The organism is Streptomyces sp. NPDC048278 (assembly GCF_040652195.1).
Classification (GTDB): Bacteria; Actinomycetota; Actinomycetes; order Streptomycetales; family Streptomycetaceae; genus Streptomyces.
This window is the reverse complement of sequence record NZ_JBEZLP010000006.1, coordinates 75,441-92,212: the sequence shown is the minus strand read 5'-3', so window position 1 is coordinate 92,212 and position 16,772 is coordinate 75,441. Positions and strand designations below refer to the sequence as shown.

General features: G+C 71.8%; 15 protein-coding genes. 4 read left to right on the top strand and 11 right to left on the bottom strand.

Annotated elements, in window-relative coordinates; genetic code table 11:
- Window positions 1-24: 24 nt before the first annotated feature.
- The 4 genes from AB0D74_RS13370 to AB0D74_RS13355 all read right to left on the bottom strand — a co-directional run bounded on the left by AB0D74_RS13370 (window position 25) and on the right by AB0D74_RS13355 (window position 4,628).
- On the bottom strand, window positions 25-828 hold the full coding sequence (locus AB0D74_RS13370) for a citryl-CoA lyase (RefSeq protein WP_362584483.1): 804 nt from the start codon (window positions 826-828) through the stop codon (window positions 25-27).
- Window positions 821-2,089 (bottom strand): CoA transferase, encoded by a 1,269-nt coding sequence (locus AB0D74_RS13365; protein WP_362584480.1) that lies wholly within the window; start codon window positions 2,087-2,089, stop codon window positions 821-823. The genes AB0D74_RS13370 and AB0D74_RS13365 overlap by 8 nt, the downstream gene beginning before the upstream one ends.
- A 3-nt stretch (window positions 2,090-2,092) precedes the next feature.
- Window positions 2,093-3,595 carry an amidohydrolase family protein gene (locus AB0D74_RS13360; protein ID WP_362584477.1) on the bottom strand — a complete coding sequence of 501 codons (1,503 nt, stop codon included), beginning with the start codon at window positions 3,593-3,595 and terminating at the stop codon, window positions 2,093-2,095.
- Window positions 3,596-3,743: 148 nt separating this feature from the next.
- Window positions 3,744-4,628 carry a dioxygenase gene (locus tag AB0D74_RS13355; RefSeq protein WP_362584474.1) on the bottom strand — a complete coding sequence of 295 codons (885 nt, stop codon included), beginning with the start codon at window positions 4,626-4,628 and terminating at the stop codon, window positions 3,744-3,746.
- Between the two features lie 164 nt (window positions 4,629-4,792).
- On the opposite strand from AB0D74_RS13355, the gene AB0D74_RS13350 reads away from it, so the two are divergent.
- Window positions 4,793-5,599, top strand: coding sequence for an IclR family transcriptional regulator C-terminal domain-containing protein (locus AB0D74_RS13350; protein ID WP_362584472.1), 807 nt, complete (start codon window positions 4,793-4,795; stop codon window positions 5,597-5,599).
- 14 nt (window positions 5,600-5,613) lie between these two features.
- Here AB0D74_RS13350 and AB0D74_RS13345 read toward each other — a convergent pair whose 3' ends face one another.
- The 4 genes from AB0D74_RS13345 to AB0D74_RS13330 form a co-directional block, all read right to left on the bottom strand.
- Entirely contained in the window at window positions 5,614-6,045 is a 432-nt protein-coding gene (locus tag AB0D74_RS13345; protein ID WP_362584469.1) for a GtrA family protein, read from the bottom strand.
- Window positions 6,045-7,019 carry a glycosyltransferase family 2 protein gene (locus AB0D74_RS13340; RefSeq protein ID WP_362584466.1) on the bottom strand — a complete coding sequence of 325 codons (975 nt, stop codon included), beginning with the start codon at window positions 7,017-7,019 and terminating at the stop codon, window positions 6,045-6,047. Before AB0D74_RS13340 ends, AB0D74_RS13345 begins: the two co-directional genes overlap by 1 nt.
- 24 nt (window positions 7,020-7,043) lie before the next feature.
- Window positions 7,044-9,530, bottom strand: coding sequence for a YfhO family protein (locus AB0D74_RS13335; protein ID WP_362585115.1), 2,487 nt, complete (start codon window positions 9,528-9,530; stop codon window positions 7,044-7,046).
- Window positions 9,531-9,867: 337 nt separating this feature from the next.
- Window positions 9,868-10,791 carry a DMT family transporter gene (locus AB0D74_RS13330; protein ID WP_362584463.1) on the bottom strand — a complete coding sequence of 308 codons (924 nt, stop codon included), beginning with the start codon at window positions 10,789-10,791 and terminating at the stop codon, window positions 9,868-9,870.
- 81 nt (window positions 10,792-10,872) lie between these two features.
- Between AB0D74_RS13330 and AB0D74_RS13325 the strand changes: the two genes are divergently transcribed.
- Window positions 10,873-11,826 (top strand): LysR family transcriptional regulator, encoded by a 954-nt coding sequence (locus AB0D74_RS13325; protein WP_362584460.1) that lies wholly within the window; start codon window positions 10,873-10,875, stop codon window positions 11,824-11,826.
- 67 nt (window positions 11,827-11,893) lie between these two features.
- Entirely contained in the window at window positions 11,894-12,328 is a 435-nt protein-coding gene (locus AB0D74_RS13320) for a carboxymuconolactone decarboxylase family protein (protein WP_362584458.1), read from the top strand.
- Here AB0D74_RS13320 and AB0D74_RS13315 read toward each other — a convergent pair.
- A complete protein-coding gene (locus AB0D74_RS13315) occupies window positions 12,315-14,801 on the bottom strand; it encodes an alpha-L-arabinofuranosidase C-terminal domain-containing protein (RefSeq protein WP_362584456.1) in 2,487 nt (828 codons plus the stop codon). The genes AB0D74_RS13320 and AB0D74_RS13315 overlap by 14 nt on opposite strands.
- Window positions 14,802-14,985: 184 nt before the next feature.
- Here AB0D74_RS13315 and AB0D74_RS13310 point away from each other — a divergent pair, with 184 nt between their 5' ends.
- Entirely contained in the window at window positions 14,986-15,429 is a 444-nt protein-coding gene (locus AB0D74_RS13310; RefSeq protein ID WP_362585112.1) for a DUF6314 family protein, read from the top strand.
- A 156-nt stretch (window positions 15,430-15,585) separates the two neighbouring features.
- Here AB0D74_RS13310 and AB0D74_RS13305 read toward each other — a convergent pair whose 3' ends face one another.
- Window positions 15,586-16,185, bottom strand: a complete 600-nt coding sequence (locus tag AB0D74_RS13305) for a histidine phosphatase family protein (protein WP_362584453.1) — start codon at window positions 16,183-16,185, stop codon at window positions 15,586-15,588.
- Window positions 16,186-16,301: 116 nt separating this feature from the next.
- A complete protein-coding gene (locus AB0D74_RS13300) occupies window positions 16,302-16,748 on the bottom strand; it encodes a GNAT family N-acetyltransferase (protein ID WP_362584450.1) in 447 nt (148 codons plus the stop codon).
- Window positions 16,749-16,772: the final 24 nt, after the last annotated feature.

Genomic DNA, 16,772 nt, shown 5'->3' with positions numbered 1-16,772 from the left:
TTTATGCAACGACGCCTTCGGCCGTCACTCCGTGGCCGGGTCGTACGGCCGGGGCGGGACGGCGCGGTTGTTGAGGTCCACCGAGAGGAAGATGTCACGCGCGACCGGATCGCGCAGCTCTTCCGCGAGCTGGCCGATCAGTCCGGCGGTGCGGGCGAGCAGCGCGAAGGCGCGGAGCAGCTCCAGCGGGAGGCCGAGGTCGGCCAGTGCGGCGCCGCAGGTCCCGGCGCCGTTGAGCGGCAGGGTCCGGCCGAGGATCTCGGGGTGGACCCGGCCGATCGCGGCGAACAGGGACAGGTGCGGGCCGACGAGCCCCTCCTCGGCGGCGAGGGCGAACAGCCTCGGGGTGCGCGGGTCACCCTGCTTGTGGACGTGGTGCCCGAGCCCGGGGATCAGCCGGCCGGCCTCCCGGGACCCACGCACGGCCGTGCGGGCGAGGTCGTCCCAGCCGGCGTCGTCGGCCGGGTGGCCGTCCGCCGCCGTGGCCAGGACGTCGTGCAGGTAGCGGCCACAGTCCTCGGTGACGCCCAGGAAGCGCGAGCCGCCGCCGAGGAGTCCGGCGGCGAGCGCGCCCTGGACGGAGTCGGGGGCGGACAGGTACGTCAGCCGGGCCGTGATCGCGGTCGGCGTGAAGCCGTGGTCGGCGAGCGCGGCCAGGACGGCCTCGAAGACCCGGGTCTCGCCCGGCGCGGGGCGGCGCTGGGTGGCGAGCCAGAAGGCCAGTTCGCCGAAGCCGACCTCGCCCATCACGTCGGCGGCCAGGTCCTGGCCGAGCAGCGTGATCCGGTCGACGGAGGAGGCGCCCAGGGCGGTGGGGTACTCAGGCACGGCCGGCCTCCGAGTCGGTCCGCGAGGCGGCGTGCGAGTCGGCCTGCAAGGCAGGCTGCGAGTCGGTCCGCGAGGCGTACCGCGTGCCGTCCAGGGTGCCGTTCGCCAGCCATTCGCGCAGGTCGGTGCCGTGTTCGTCGAGTTCCGGCGGGGGCAGCCGGTAGGCCGCGGGGGTCTCGGAGAAGCGGATCGGGTGGCGGGTGGTGGGCACGGCACGGTCCCCCTCGCCGACCTCGACGACGGGGTCGAGGCCGAAGCGCTCGGCCATGGCGAAACCGCCGTCGATGGTGTTGATCGGCCCGCACGGCACCCCGGCGGCCACCAGCAGGTCGAACCATTCCAGGGCGGGGCGGGTGCGCAGCCGTTCGACCAGGAGGGGCCGGAGCTCCTCGCGGTTCGCGGTGCGGTCGGCGTTGTGCGCGAAGCGCGGGTCGGCGGCCGTGTCCGGGATGCCGAGCACCTCGCACAGCCTGCGGAACTGGCCGTCGTTGGCGGCCGTCACGATCAGGTCCCGGTCGGCCGTCGGCAGCGGCTCGTAGGGGAAGACACTGGGGTGGGCGTTGCCCATGCGGTAGGGCACGGTGTCGCCGGCGACGTACGCCGAGCTGTGGTTGACCAGCCCGGTCAGCGCCGAGGAGAGCAGGTTCACCTCGACGAGCTGGCCGAGCCCGGTGCGGTCGCGGTGGCGGAGGGCGGCGAGGATGCCGATGGCCGCGTGGTTGCCGGCCATCACGTCGAACACCGAGATGCCGGCCCGGTAGGCGGGCCCGTCCGGGTCGCCGGTGAGGCTCATCAGCCCGGACACCGCCTGCACCATCAGGTCGTAGCCGGGCACCTCGCGGCCGGGCCCGGTGCCGAACCCGCTGATGGAGGCGTACACCAGGCCGGGGTTGGCGGCGCTGGTGGTGGCGTGGTCCAGGCCGTACCTGGCCAGTCCGCCCGGTTTGAAGTTCTCGACGAGGACGTCCGCGCGGCGGGCCAGCTCCCGGGCGAGCGCCGCGTCCCCGGGGTCCCGCAGGTCGAGCGCGATCGACCGCTTGCCGCGGTTGATCCCCAGGTAGTAGGTGGACACCCCGTCGCGCACCGGGGGTTTCCAGGTGCGGGTGTCGTCCCCGCCGGGCGACTCGACCTTCACGACGTCGGCGCCGAGGTCCGCCAGCAGCATGGTCGCGTAGGGGCCCGCGAGGATCCGGGAGAAGTCCGCCACCAGCAGTCCGTCGAGCGGACCGGGACCGCGGTGGGCGTTGTTCGGGTCGGCCATGGCCTACGCGTCCTCCGTCCGCCGCACGGCGACGCCCTCGCCGCGGTACTCGCTGTAGGTGTAGGGGTTCGGGATCGGCTCGGTCCCGGGGATCTCCGGTGCCATGGCCCGCTGCCAGGCCTCCTCGCCGAGCGTGCGGCGGGTGTGCTCGACGGTGGCGGCGACGGCCTCGCGGGCCCGGGACAGGTCCGTGCCGAGGAGTTCGTGCCGGTGCTTGACCACCCTGCCGTTGACGAGGACGGTGTCCACGTCGGCGCGCCCGGCCTGGTAGACCACGTGCCCGTAGGGGTGGAGCAGCGGGAACATGGCCGGGTTCCGGTCGTTCCGCAGCAGCACCAGGTCGGCCTGCTTGCCCGGGGTGACCGAGCCGATCCGGTCGTCGAGGCCCAGCACCCGGGCGCCGCCGATGGTGGCCCACTCGACGACGTCCCGGGCGCGCAGCCGGTGGTGCACCACGGTCTCGCCGGCCGCGTGGGCCTCCAGGTGCTCGCGGGCGCGGTCGGCGGAGAGGGTGGCGCGCATGGCCGAGAAGAGGTCGGCGCTGAACCAGACGCTGGTGTCCATGGACAGCGACACGGGGATGCCGTGCCGGCGCAGCCGCCAGGTGGGCGGGTAGCCCTGGCCGGCGTTCTGCTCGCTCTCCGCCGACACCGACACCCGGCCCCCGGAGGCGGCGATCCGCTGGTAGGAGTCCTCGCCGAGGGTGGCGGAGTGCACGTAGGTGACGTCGGGGGTCATGAACCCGTGGTCCCACATCAGGCGGATGCCGTCGTCGTTCGTGGCGCCCCAGACCCCGGCGTGCGTGGTGACCGGCAGGCCGAGCTCGCGGGCCGCCTCGAACGCGGCCTTCTCGGGGAAGGCCTGGTCGCCGGTGACGTCGAAGGCGAGCTGGAGGCCCAGCATGTCGTCGGGGGCGGCGAAGTGCCGGTCCACGAAGGCCCGGAACTCCGGGGCGTTGGCCCACTCCCAGGGGGCGCCGAGCAGGTTGCCGTAGGCGAGGACGAAGCGGCCGGGGACGGCGCGCAGGGCCGCCACGGCCGCGTCGCCGTGCTCCGGTGTCCGCAGGCCGTGCGACCAGTCGACGGTCGTCGTCACCCCGGCGTCCAGGGCCTCCACGGCGGCGAGCAGGTTGCCCGCGTGGATGTCCTCGGGCCGGAAGACGGTGCCCCAGTCGAGGTAGTAGAAGACGAAGTACTGGGACAGCGTCCAGTCGGCGCCGAAACCGCGCAGCGCGGTCTGCCACATGTGCCGGTGGGTGTCGACCATGCCGGGCATGAGGATGCCGCCGGCGGCGTCGATCACGACGGCGTCCTGCGGAGCCGGCAGGTCGTGGCCGACGCTGTCGATCCGCTCGCCCCGGACCAGGACGTCACCGCGTTCGAGCAGACCCAGCGCGGGGTCCATGGTGAGCACGGTCGCGCCGCGGAAGAGGATCGGACGGCCGGGCGCGAAGTCGGCGGGACGCGCGGCGGTGGACTCGCCGGGGTTCGGGGCGGCGTCGGTCATGGGGTCACCTCGGTGTGGGCCGCGGGCGGGCGCGCGGCGCCCGGGAGCGGGATGTCAGGGGTACGACGGCCGTGGCGGGCCCGGGCGCCGACCGCCCCGGCCCCCGTCCGTGGCGGTCGGGGGGCGGTGGCCGCGCAGGGACGAGGACTCACGGCCGGGCCCGGTCGGGGGCGGCGGCCGGGTTGAGCACGAAGTCGTACTCGGCGTGCAGGTGGGGCACGGTGAGCGTGCCGCCGTCGGGGGCGGGGCCGGCCGGCCGCTCGGCGAAGTCCACGACCAGCCGGTCCTTGGTGCCGAACACGACGTCGCTGTCGAGGTATTCGGAGCCCTGCTGGAACAGGTGGGTGACGAGCCGGTCGTAGCCGGGGTGGGCGATCAGGAAGTGGATGTGCGCGGGGCGGAAGTGGCTGATCCGGGTCCTGCCGACGAGGGCGCCCACCGGGCCGTCCATCGGGATGGCGTAGCCGCGCGGGGCGATGGTGCGCACGCAGTAGGTGCCGTCGGCGCGGGTGCGGTACTTCGCCCGGAGCCGGGCCTCGTCGACGTCCGGGAGCTGGGCCTCGTAGGTGCCGTCGGCGTCCGCCTGCCACACGTCGAGGACGACGTCCGGCAGGGCGGTGCCGGACGGGTCGAGGACCCTGCCGGTGACGAACAGCGGGACGCCCGGGATGCCGTCGGACATGTCCGTGCCGTAGGGGGCGGCCGGGGAGCCGTCGATGTGGAACGGGCCGAGGACGGTGGCCGGCGTGGCCGCGGGCGTGAACCGGTTGTTGAGCTGGACGACGAGGGTGCTCAGGCCGAGCACGTCGGAGGCGAGGATGAACTCCTGGCGCTTGTCGTCGCTGATCCGGCCGGTCGCGGCCAGCCATTCCACGGCGGCGGCCCACTCCTCCTCGGTGAGCCCCACCTCGCGGGCGTACGCGTGCAGATGCCTCACCAGCCCGGTCATCAGCTCGGCGAGCCGGGGCGAGCGGGCGGTGGCCCAGCGTTTCTCCGCGAGGTCGGTGAGGTTCTCCTCCGTCACGAAGGCCATGGAATCCTCCTTGATCCGGCCCGTCCGACGCTGTGCGGACACTTGTCCGTACAGCGGTCAGCATGCAGTGGCACTCGACCATGAGGCAAGACCCGTGCGCCGATGTCCCTGATGAGAGGAGATCAGGCGGGTCGGACCGATGTCCGTTCCGCTAGCCTGGGGACATGCGTCGAGACGGAAACCCGGAGTTCATCGAGGCCCTGGCCCGCGGGCTGGACGTGCTGCGCTGCTTCGCGCCCGGCACCTCCTCGATGTCGCTCAGCGAGATCGCGACCGCCACCGGCCTGGCCCGGCCCACCGCCCGGCGAATCCTCATCACGCTCACGGAGCTGGGCTACGTCCGCTCCGAGGAGCGCGGCTTCTCGCTCACGCCCCGGGTACTGGATCTCGGGATGGCCTACATCGGCTCGACGAACCTGTGGGAGCTGGCCCGGCCGCACCTGCGGGACCTGGTGGCGGAGACCGCCGAGTCCTGCTCGATCGCCCAGCTCGACGGCTCGGACGTCGTCTACGTGGCCCGCGTCGCGGTGCCGAAACTGGTGACGCTGGCCGTCACGATCGGCACCCGGTTCCCGGCCCTGGGGACCTCGCTCGGCAAGGTCCTGCTGGCCGCGCTCTCCCCGGACGACCTGGACAAGGCCCTGGCCGAGCCCAGCCGTTCGGGCATCACGCCGCGCTGGACACCCGGGCGGGAGGAGATCGACGCCGCACTGCGCGACGTCCGGGCCAAGGGCTGGGCGGTCACCGACCAGGACCTGGCACTGGGCATCCGCTCGGTCGCCGCCCCGCTGCGGGACGGGGACGGGAGGGTGGTCGCCGCCGTCAACGTCAACGCCCACGCGGCCGAGACGTCCGTGGACACCCTCGTCGAGCACCATCTGCCGCTGCTGCTGCGGGCGGCGAGCGCCATCAGCGCCGACCGGGCGGCCTGGCAGGCACGCCCGCTGGAGATCCACGACGGCACCCGGTGAGCCGTACGGGGCCGTCAGCCCCCGAGTGTTTCCACCTTCGGCAGCATCACCCAGCGCGACACCACGAACGTCACCGGAATCGCCGCCGCCGAGGCGATCAGCGGAGCGAACTTGCTCCCCATGTGCAGCACGTCGACGATCACGTACACCCCCACCGTGGTGATCACGAAATTCGTCGCGTTGGTCAGCGGGAACAGCAGGAATTTCCGCCAGGTGGGACGTATGCGGTAAGTGAACTTCGCATTGAGAAAAAACGAGCCGATCATGCTCAATACGAAGGAGATAATGTGCGCCGCGAGATATGGCAAATACATGAGAAAAAACAAGTAAAGCCCGTAGTACGTCGCGGTGTTGACGACGCCCACTGCCGCGAAGGTGATGATCTGCCCTGATATCGGGCGAGGGGGCTTGGTGGTCGACGGAGCGGTCGACAGGGCGTTCGGCATCAGGGGATGAGGTCCTTCGTCGTGCCGCGGGTGCGGTCTTCCGTTCGGTCCACGTTCGTCGCCTTCACCAGGAAGTGCGGGCGCCCCTTGACCTCGTAGTAGATCCGGCCGGTGTACTCGCCGATGACCCCGAGCATGATCATCTGCACGCCGGCCAGGGCGGTGACGGCTGTGATGATGGTGACATAGCCGGGCGTCTGGACGCCGTTGATCATCGCGCCGCCCACGATCCACGCCGTGTACGCCCCGGCCAGGGCCAGCAGGGTCATGCCGAGGTAGAGGGCGGCGCGCAGCGGGCGGTTGTTGAAGGAGAGCAGGCCGTCCAGACCGTAGTTGAGCAGGCTGCGGAACGACCAGGAGCTGGAGCCGTGTTCGCGCACCGCGTTCTCGTACTCGAAGGTGGTGCTGGGGAAGCCGACCCAGGCGAACAGGCCCTTGGAGAACCGGTTGTACTCGGTGAGGCTCACGACAGCGTCCACCACCCGGCGCGACATCAGTCTGAAGTCGCCTACGCCGTCGACGAGTTCGACGTCGACCATCCGGTTGATGAGCCGGTAGTAGAGGCGGGCGGTGAGGGTGCGGGTGACGCGGTCGCCCTGCCGGGTGCGCTTGGCGATGACCTGGTCGTAGCCCTCGCCGCGCAGTTCGACCATGCGCTTGATGAGCTCCGGCGGGTGCTGGAGGTCGGCGTCCATCACGATCACGGCGTCGCCGGTCGCGTGCTTCAGGCCGGCCAGCAGGGCCGCCTCCTTGCCGAAGTTGCGGCTGAAGGAGACGTACCGGACGCGCGAGTCGCCGTCCGCGATCTTGCTGAGGAGGGGCAGGGTGCGGTCACGGCTGCCGTCGTCGACGTACACGAACTCCATGTCGTGGCCGAGCGGCAGGAGTTCGTTGGCGATCTTCTGGACCTGCTCGTGGAAGCGCTCTATGACGTCTTCCTCGTTGTAGCAGGGCGCCACGATCGATATCAGCATGGGTTTCTTCCCCCTGGGGACGGGTCAGTGAGCGGTGGTCGTGCGCTCGCCGGAGCGGGTGGCGGTTCTGCGGCGTACTACGGAGACGGTGCCGATGAGGATCAGGGTCAGCAGCGAGGCGCCCCCGACGGCGGTGCCCAGGCGCAGGCCGGGTGGATGGAAGGTGCAGGTCAGGCTGGTGGCGGAGGCGCCGAGCGGGACGGCGATCAGGCCGTGGAACTCGCTCGCCGGGACCTCGTCGCCGCCCCCCGCGGAGCAGCGCCAGCCGGCGATCCGCGGGGCGGCCACCACGGCGGTTCCCCTGCTGCCGGCGGGCAGTCGGGCGTGCAGGGTGCCGTCGGAGACGGTCACCTCGGTCGCGCCGGTGGACTTCAGACGCTGTACGGCGGTGCGCAGCCGCGCGGTGTCGAGGCAGCCGACCGAGCCCTGGGCCGGGACCCGGCTGAGCCGGTTGGGCTTGAGGTCGATCCGGATCTGCCCCGCGGCACGCACCGTGCCGAGCGGCTGCATCGCGGCGATCTTCGTGTTCTCGGCGTCCGACCGGAACAGCTTCTGCTCGCCGCCGCTCGCGAGTTGGGCCGTACCCGAGTAGTGCGGTGCCCACAGGAAGACCGAACTCCCGGGCCGGCACTGCGCGGTGATGGTCTGCGCCCCGTCGACCAGCAGGCCCCGCGCCGCGTCGCCCTTGCCCGCACCGCTGAGGGTGGTGCGGGGCAGGGTGTAGACGCGGGCGCCGAGCAGGAGTTCCTGGTTGCGGTACGGGGAGGGGCCGAAGGAGGCCGGGGTGGAGTGCGCGGCGGTGGGCCGTACCGTGACCAGCGGCGGGACGTCCTCGCGTGTGACGGTGGACGGGCCACCGCCCTGGGGCAGCCACTTCTGGTGCGGGTCCGGCGGGTTGTGCACCCGGGCGCCCACCGAGAAGACCGCGTCGGTGACCGGGTTGTCGAGGCTCTGCAGGCTCCGGCCGCGCGAGGTCCAGCCGTCGCCGAGCGCGGTGAGGGTACGGCTGAGGACGTCGGCGGTGAGGCTGCTGTAGTACTGGGAGCCTTGGCCGCCGACCATCATGGGGTCGTTGGCGACGGTCTGGTCGCGGCCGGGTTCGGTGCGGTACGCGGGCCAGGCGTCGGCGCTCGCGACCGCGTCCGCCTCCTGCTGCTGGCGGTCGCCCCAGGGCGCGTAGTCGTCCATCTGGCCGAGCCGGCTCCGGGTGGCCACGGCCGAGGTGGCCGCGGCCTCGCCGAACTGCGCGCCGATCAGCAGCGCCACGGCCAGCCCGGCCAGCACCGGCCTGCCGTTCCTGAAGCCGAGCAGCGCGAGCCCGCCCAGCGCGCCCGCGACCGCGAGCAGCACCACCGGCCAGGTGTGGTGGCTGTGCTGCTGGGTGAGGGTGCTGCGGCTCGCGGCGGCGGCGATCAGGACCAGCAGCACGGTGGCCGCGCCGAGCGCCCGCAGGTCCGGCAGCCCGTAGGCCAGGGCGTGCCAGGCGGCGACGACCAGCAGGGCGCAGAGCACGAAGGCCTGCCGGTAGGAGCTGCCGTTCGGGGCGGCGAAGGCGTGCCAGGCCAGGCTGGTCGGCGCCCACTGGAGGGAGAGGGCGACGGCGAGCGTCAGGACCGTCCAGCCGGCCCGCACCCGGACCGGGACCTTCCGGTGGAAGGGCAGGGCGAGGGCGAGGAGCAGCGCGGTGATGCCGACGTAGAGGGCCGGGGAGCTGTAGCTGTAGGTCGTCGGCAGCAGCCGGGCGAGCAGGTCCTCGGTGCCGACCGGGGCGAAGTGGCCCTCGCGGCCGGGGTAGGCGTGCTTGGTGCCGGAGTACACGACGATCACCAGCGGCGCGGCCAGGCCGATGCCCAGCCCGACGGTCACCCCGGCCCGGCCCACCACCGCGAGGGCGCGCCGCCACGGCAGTTCGGCGAGCACCAGCCGGAGCAGCAGCACCAGGGCGGCGCCGAGGGTGGCCATGTAGGCGGTGTAGAAGTTGGCGATCCAGGCGAGGGCCACGATCAGCACCCCGAGCAGCGGGCGGCGGCCGGCCATGGCCCACTCACCGACCAGGCAGAACAGCGGCAGCGCGATCAGGCCGTCGAGCCACATCGGGTTGTACGAGGCGAGGGCGATGCTCCAGCCGCACAGGGCGTAGGAGGCGCCCAGGAGGCCGACCGCCCACCAGCGGCCCCGGCGCAGGCTCATCAGCAGCCAGGCCATGGCGGCGCCGGCGACCGCCGTCTTCAGCACGGTGACCGCGTACACCGCGAGGTCGATCTCGTCGCGCGGGAAGAGGGCGACGAGGAGCGCGAACGGACTGCTCACATAGGTGCCGAGGTCCGGCAGGAAGCTGGAGCCGTAGCCGGACTGCCAGTTGACGAGGAGGCCGCCGTCGGCCCTGCCGTGCAGCAGGTCCCAGAGGTGGGCGTGGAAGGGCACGTACTGGTTGCCGAGGTCGTTGACGCTGCGGGTGCGGGGACCGAACGGGTAGCTGCGGGCGATCACGTCGGCGGCGCAGAACGCCATGGTGGTGAGAAGTGCCGCGAGCAGCGCCGCGGTTGCTCTCGGATCGGCGCGCCGCCATTTCACGGTGCCGGTTTCCCGTTCCGCTCGGTCTCTCGCCGGTTTCGCCCCCTGTTCACGCCCGGCCAGGACGGTGCGATTCATTGTGTGCGGCCCCCAGATAAAAAACGGGGTCGTCGCTCCCCGCAGGTCGGTGTTTCGCCGACTTAGACGGGTAGATGTTCCTGATGGTTGTGCCACGCCTGTGAAGTAATAGGCCGAATTCCGAATCCGTGTACGGCACGGGAAAGAATTCACGACCTCAAAGGAAACAGCAGATTTCCGGAAAGTGTTTCGCAGGTTAACTTGCCTGTGTGGCGCCTGTACCGGCACCGTGCGGGACCGCGTCGCGAACCGCCGCGGCCGGGAGTCCGCGATGTGCGCGTTCGATGGCTTGGCCCCAGTACGTCCCCGCGACGACGAGTACGGCTCCGAGGACGGAGATCCCGGTGAGCCGCTCACCGCCGAGGGCGGTGCCGACCAGCAGGGCCCATACCGGTTCGGTGCCCAGCAGGAGCCCGGCCCGGGTCGCGGAGGTGCGCTGGACGGCCCAGGTCTGGGCGAGGAAGGCGAACAGGCCGCAGAAGAGAGCCAGGTAGAGGAGCTGTGCCCAGGTGACGGCGCCGGTCCGGGCGGGCGCGGACAGCCCGGGGGCCGCGAACGGCAGGAACAGGGCGGCGCCCACGGCGCACTGTACGGCGGTCAGCTGGAGCGGGCGCAGGGCCCGGCCCGCGGTCACCCGGCCGACCAGCACCACATGCCCGGCGCGGACCACGGCCGCCGCGAGCATCAGCAGGTCACCGGCTCCGGGGGCGCGCAGCCCGTGGCCGGAGACGAGCAGCCCGACACCGGCCAGGCACACCCCGGCGGCGAGGAAGAACCTTCCGGGCAGACCGACCCGGTCCAGGACCGGGGTGAGGACGAGGGTGAGGCTGATGATCAGGCCTGCGTTCCCGGCGCTGGTGCGGGCGACGCCGTACGTCTCCAGGACGAGGACGGCGGCCTGGGTGAGGCCGAGCAGGCCGCCGTGGATCCGCTCGTCCCGGGTGAGGCCGCCGAACCGGGGCAGCACGACCGCGCACGCGAGCGCGGCGACGGCGTAGCGCACGAAGAGGACGGTCGGGACGGGCAGCGCGTCGGTGGCGGACTTCGCCGTCAGGTAGCTGGAGCCCCAGACGACGGCGACGGCCAGGAGCACCACGTCGATACGGCGGGTTTTCGGCATGCCGTTCACGATCCACGACCTGCATATTGAAGTAAACGACGACCTTCTCAACCAACCCTTTAGCAGAGCTACACTCATCGCGTGGACGAACGGCAGCTGCGGGTCCTGCGGGAACTGGGCGAACTCGGCAGTGTCACGGCGGTCGCCGAGGCGCTGCGGGTGACGCCCTCGGCCATCTCCCAGCAACTGCGGCTGCTCCAGCGCGCGATCCCGGTCCCGCTCACCGAGCGGGCCGGCCGCCGGCTGGTCCTCACGCCGGCCGGGCAGGCCCTGGCGGACGCGGCGATCGGTGTGGAGACCGCGCTGGCCAGAGCCCGCCACACCATCGACGCGTACGTCGACGAACCCGACGGCACGGTGTCGCTCGCGGCCTTCCACAGCGGGGCCGCCGCCTTCTTCCCCCTGCTGCTACGACGGCTGGGCGGCCCGGGGTCCCCTCGCCTCACCCTCCACGACGAGGACGTGGCCCAGGCCGACTTCCCGCCGCTGACCCGCAGCTACGACCTGGTCATCGCCCACCGCCTGGACCATGCCCCGCCCTGGCCGCGGACCGCCACGGCCACCCCGCTGCTGCGCGAACCGCTCGACATCGCCCTGCCCGTCGGCGACCCGCTGGCGGCGCGCCCCGCCCTGACCGCGCACGACGTCGCCGGCCGGCCCTGGATCACCGTGCACGACGGCTTCCCGCTGCTGGCCACGGTCGAGGCCGTCGCCGCGGCGGCCGGTCGCCGGGTCGACATCGTGCACCGCGTCAACGAGATCGCCGTGGTCGCCGAGGTGGTCGCCGCGGGCGGCGGCGTCGCCCTGATGCCCCGCTGGACGTCCCGCCCGCACCCGGGCGTCGTCCTCAGACCCCTCGACGGCATCGAGGCCCACCGCCACATCGACGCACTCCACCGCCCCGAACGCACGGCCCGCAGAGCGGTACGAACCGTCCTCGGCGAACTCGTCGAGGCGGCGCGGACCATCCGGAGCCAGGGCGCCGGCCGCGCGGAGCCCCCCGCCGGGTCCGGTCCGACGACGGAACCGGCTTGACCTGGAGCGTGCTCCAACTCCTAGCGTTCTCGTCGTGCCCGTTTCCGAGCCGAACGGAAGAGCCGATATGAGCGAGAGCACCACCCGGGACGAGCGTTTCGCGCGCGGGCTGGAGGTCCTCAGGCAGGTCGACGGCGAGGCCGGGCAGCGGGTCATCGACTCGCTGACCGACGTCAGTCCCGAGATGGGCCACCAGATCGTCGCCTGGGGCTTCGGCGAGATCTATGCCCGCCCCGAACTGGCGCCCCGGGACCGGCAGTTGGTGACGCTGGGCATGCTGACCGCGCTGGGCGGCTGCGAGCCCCAACTGGAGGTGCACATCAACGCGGCCCTCAACGTGGGCCTCACGCCCGGGCAGATCGTCGAGGCGCTGCTGCACTCCGCCGGGTACTGCGGCTTCCCGAAGGCCCTGAACGCCACCTTCGTCGCGAAGAAGGTGTTCGCCGAGCGCGGGCTGCTGCCGGTGGCCCAGCAGCCCGCGCCGGACGCTACTTCTGCCTGATCCGCAGGAAGGTGATCGAGTTCGCCGGGAAGGTGTACGTGAACCTGTCGGCGACCCCTGTGACGGTGGACGTGACCGGGGCGACCGCGGTGGACGTCTCGGTGTTCACCGCGTCGGGCGCCGCCGCGAGCGTGGTCACCTTCGCCCTCCTGGCGACCTCGGCGCCACCGAGGTCGATGGCCGTACGGGCCGCCGAGGACTGGGCGTTGACGACCTTGACGATCAGGTCACCGGTCTTCCCGTCCTCGGTGACGACCTGCCGGAACGGCTCGGCGGGCTTGTCGTCGGTGAAGCTGCCCCACTCCTGTCCGTCGAGGTAGAGGGTGACCTGGCGGCCCCGCACCTTGATGTCGACGTCGTAGGCGCGGCCGGTCTCCACCGACCCGGCCTTGGCGATCAGCGTGGACTTGCCGCCGGCCACGGCCTGCTCGACCGCGGTCTGGGTGTTGTTCCAGCCGCCGATGTTCCACCAGTAGTAGTCGCCGGTTCCCTTGACGCCGAAGGCGACGAGGAAGCCCTCCTTGCCGGACTTCTTGGTGGCCTTCACGTGCAGGTCGTAGTCGTGCCAGTTGGTGTCACCGGCCTGGACCATGGTGTTCTCTGCGGTGTCGGAGGTCTCGACGTACTGCCCGTCCTGGACCTCCCAGCTGCCCCCGCCGGTGTGCGTCCACTGCGCGGCGTCACCGGAGAAGTCGTCGCTGAGCAGCGTGTTCCCGTCGGCGTCGGTGACCTTCACGTCGTCGTAGGCGGCGCTGGTGTTCCAGGTGGACAGGCCGACGGCGCCGGAGATCGGGGCGAGCAGGGACGGGGTGCCGGTGGCCGTGGAGGGCACCACCCGGTCGCCGACGTTGTTCATGAACAGCTTCTGGACCTCGTAGTTGGCCGAGTCCCAGGAGGCGTGGTTGTTGAACCACACCAGGTCCGGGCGCCACTGGACGTAGTCCTCGTTGGCGAACAGCGGGGCGTAGGAGGCGAGTTTGACGACATCGGCGTTGCGTTCCAGGCCGGTCATGTAGGCCGCCTCGGCGAGGCCGTTCTTGAAGGTGTTGCCGCCCGAGGCGTACTCGCCGAGGAAGACCTTCGGGCCGCTGCGGTCGTAGGAGTCGTAGCGGTCGTTGTTCTGGAGGAACCACTGCGGGCTGTTGTAGTAGTGCTCGTCGACCATGTCGACCTTGGCGTCCTTGTTGAGCTGCCAGGCCGTGTCGAAGGTCGTGCCGGAGTCGTCCGGGCCCGCGTTGGAGATGACCTGCATGTACGGGTACGTCGCCTGGATCGCGGCCCGGAACTGCGTGAAGCGGGCGAAGAACTCGGTGGGCAGGTTCTCCTCGTTGCCGACCTCGATGTGGGTGAGATGGAAGGGCTTGGGGTGGCCCATCCGGGCGCGCAGCCCGCCCCACTTCGAGGTCACCGGGCCGTTGGCGAACTCGACGAGGTCGAGGGTGTCCTGGATGTGCCGCTTGAGCAGCGCGTCGTCGTCGACGGCCTTGTTCTGCCCGCAGCCGGTGACGAGCGCCGGGACGACGGGCAGCGGCATGGCGCCGACGTCCTCCGCGAAGCGGAAGTACTCGTAGTAGCCGAGTCCGTAACTCTGGTTGTAGCCCCAGAAGTTGGCGTTGGTGGCGCGGGTCTCGACCGGGCCGACGGTGTCCTTCCACTGGTACGACCGCTTGCGCTGGTAGCCGGAGGCCTCGCTGTAGTCCTGCATCGAGCCGGTGTTGACCAGGCAGCCGCCGGGGAAGCGGACGAAGCCCGGGTGCAGGGCGGCGATCTTCTCGGCGAGGTCCTTGCGCAGGCCGTTGGGCTCGTGCTTGTAGGTGTCGCGCGGGAAGAGGGAGATCATGTCGAGGGCGGCGGCGTCCGAACCGGCCACGGTGAGACGCCCGGTGGAGCTGGTGCGGGTGGCGGTGAAGGTCGCCTTGTACTGGGCCCAGCCGTGCTTCCTCACCGCCACCTGCCGGGCGGTGGCGAGGGTGCCGCCGGAGTCCGACAGGCCGACGGTGAGGGTCGAACCGCTGTCGGCGCGGGCCCAGACCGAGAAGTCGTACTTCTTGCCGTCCTCCACGTGGATGCCGGTGTTGTAGCCGGAGTTGGTCACGGCCGAACCGGCGGACAGGGACAGGTAGTTCCGGTTGCGGTCGTTCAGCCGGCCGTCGTCGTCCACGACCTGGGCGGTGCCGGTGACCGTCCACGCGGTGAGCGGGGTGTACGACTTGTTGTCGTCGGCCGTGTACTCGAAGGACCGGTTCTGGATCAGCTCCGCGTACAGCCCGCCGTCGGCGGCGCGGTTGATGTCCTCGAAGAAGACGCCGTACATCGTCTTGTCGATGCCGGCGCCCCGGGCGGCCGGGTCGACCGTGATGGCGTAGTCGGTGGTGTCCTCGGCGTGGGCGGGGGACGGGAGCAGACCGGCAGCGAGCAGGAAAGCGCTTGCTCCCAGGCCGAGTCTCAGCCGGGTGCGCGTGGTGCGTGACATGGATTCTCCGCGGCTCGTGAGGAGGATTACGTCATTCACGTCGTTCGGGATACCGGACAACGATCAGCACTTCGAACGGCAAGATAAGGAGAGGGTCATGAGCGCGTCAATGGGGCGGGGAGTGCCCGCGCCCTGGGCCACGGGCTCGGGCGGCGTAGGGTTGTGGGCCGACGAAGGGATGACCGTGGGCGAGTTCTGGCCGGTGGCAGACGTGCTGGCCCATCTGGCCGGGCGGTGGCGGGTGGACCGGACCGTGCGGGACCTGACGAGCGGGGCCGAGGGCCGCTTCGAGGGGACGACGCTGTTCCGGCCCCTGGACGGCGGCGGCCTGCTGCACGAGGAGTCGGGGACGTTCACCTGGCAGGGCGTGCCCCGCCCCGCCGAACGCACCCTGCGCTTCCTGCCGGGCCTCCGGCCGGGCACCGCCGACGTGCGCTTCTCCGACGGGCGCCCCTTCCACGACCTGGACCTGACGTCAGGCCACCACGTCGCCGACCACCCCTGCTCGGCCGACCTCTACCGAGGCGAGTTCACCGTCCACGACACCGACCACTGGCGCACCGTGTGGCGAGTGGGCGGCCCGGCAAAGGACCTCCTGCTGACAACCGACTACGCCCGCGAGCACTGATCACCCCTCCTGGGCGCCCCCGCCAGGGGCGCGGGGAACTGCGCAACCAGCCACGACGGCGCCGCACCCGACCGACCAGGCACGCCGGCGCAGAGCGCCCCGCCAGGGGCGCGGGGAACTGCGCGAGCGACCACGACGGCGTCGCGGCCGGCGGCGTTACGGTCCTCCCAGTGGCGTCGGCGCCGACGCCGGGTCGAACCGTAGGTTCCACCGGCCGCCGCGGCCCGTCACCGTGGTGGTGGACAGCGGGCGGACGTCGATGTTCCAGTAGGTCGCCGGCGGAGCCTTGAGCGCGTAGACGAGGGCGGCCCGGATCACCGAGGGCTCGGCGACGGCGACGATACGGTCGCCGTCGTTCACGGGGCGGGTGTCGAGCCAGCCGCCGACCCGGGTGATGAACGCCATCAGCGACTCGCCGCCGTGCGCGGTGCCGAGCGGGTCCGAGAGCCAGGCGTCCACCTGGTCCGGCTCCCTGGCCATCGCCTCGCCCAGCGTCAGCCCGCGCCAGCGGCCCATGTCGCAGTCGCGCAGCGCGAGCTGGACCAGCGGGGCGTAGCCGAGGGCCTCTCCGGTCGCACGGCTGCGCGGAGTCGGCGAGCAGTAGCGCAGCTCGGCCACCGCGAGCGGCAGTAGCTCGGCGGCGACGCGCTGCACCTCGTCCCAGCCCGCCTGGTCCAGCGGGCGGTCGTCCTGGAAGCGCTCCGCGAGCAGCGGCGAGCTGCGTGCGGAGGCGACGAAGGTGACCCGAAGTGGCATGCGGCGATGGTGTGACGCGCATGTGCGCAGGTCAAGGGCGATCGGGCGGAGAGTTGGCGGACGTGGAGGAAATGTTACTCAAAGGTCAGGAGGTGTCCGACAAGTCGGCCGGAATGTCACTCGGGCACCGGGTAGTAGAGCGCCATCCACTGGTCCGGGTGTTCGAGCGGGGCAAATCCGAGCTTCTCGTAGACCCCGTGGGCGTCGTGGGTGGCCAGCAGCACGCGCCGCACGCCGGACGGCCGCAGGTGCTCGCGGACCGCGCCGACCATCGCCGTGCCGACGCCCTTGCCGCGCACCGACGGGTCGACGTAGACGTCGCAGAGCCAGGCGAACAGCGCCTGGTCGGACACCACGCGCGCGTACGCCACCTGCTCCCCGGTGACGGTGTCGTAGACCCCGAAGTTGAGCGAGCCGGCCATCGCGCGCTCGTGCTGCTCCCGCGGGCGGCCGGTCGCCCAGTAGGCGTCGGTCGACAGCCAGCGGTGGACGCGCTCGACGTCCACGCGGTCGGTGTCGGCGGAGAACTCGTAGCCCTCGGGGAGGCCGGGTGTGTCGCTCATGCGGGGATCCTCGCCGGTGGGCCG

Bases quoted from the DNA above. Each gene is read 5' to 3' on its own strand.
- AB0D74_RS13365 (WP_362584480.1), bottom strand. From the start codon at position 2,089: ATGGCCGACCCGAACAACGCCCACCGCGGTCCCGGTCCGCTCGACGGA.
- AB0D74_RS13360 (WP_362584477.1), bottom strand. From the start codon at position 3,595: ATGACCGACGCCGCCCCGAACCCCGGCGAGTCCACCGCCGCGCGTCCC.
- AB0D74_RS13355 (WP_362584474.1), bottom strand. From the start codon at position 4,628: ATGGCCTTCGTGACGGAGGAGAACCTCACCGACCTCGCGGAGAAACGC.
- AB0D74_RS13350 (WP_362584472.1), top strand. From the start codon at position 4,793: ATGCGTCGAGACGGAAACCCGGAGTTCATCGAGGCCCTGGCCCGCGGG.
- AB0D74_RS13345 (WP_362584469.1), bottom strand. From the start codon at position 6,045: ATGCCGAACGCCCTGTCGACCGCTCCGTCGACCACCAAGCCCCCTCGC.
- AB0D74_RS13340 (WP_362584466.1), bottom strand. From the start codon at position 7,019: ATGCTGATATCGATCGTGGCGCCCTGCTACAACGAGGAAGACGTCATA.
- AB0D74_RS13335 (WP_362585115.1), bottom strand. From the start codon at position 9,530: ATGGCGTTCTGCGCCGCCGACGTGATCGCCCGCAGCTACCCGTTCGGT.
- AB0D74_RS13330 (WP_362584463.1), bottom strand. From the start codon at position 10,791: ATGCCGAAAACCCGCCGTATCGACGTGGTGCTCCTGGCCGTCGCCGTC.
- AB0D74_RS13320 (WP_362584458.1), top strand. From the start codon at position 11,894: ATGAGCGAGAGCACCACCCGGGACGAGCGTTTCGCGCGCGGGCTGGAG.
- AB0D74_RS13315 (WP_362584456.1), bottom strand. From the start codon at position 14,801: ATGTCACGCACCACGCGCACCCGGCTGAGACTCGGCCTGGGAGCAAGC.
- AB0D74_RS13305 (WP_362584453.1), bottom strand. From the start codon at position 16,185: ATGCCACTTCGGGTCACCTTCGTCGCCTCCGCACGCAGCTCGCCGCTG.
- AB0D74_RS13300 (WP_362584450.1), bottom strand. From the start codon at position 16,748: ATGAGCGACACACCCGGCCTCCCCGAGGGCTACGAGTTCTCCGCCGAC.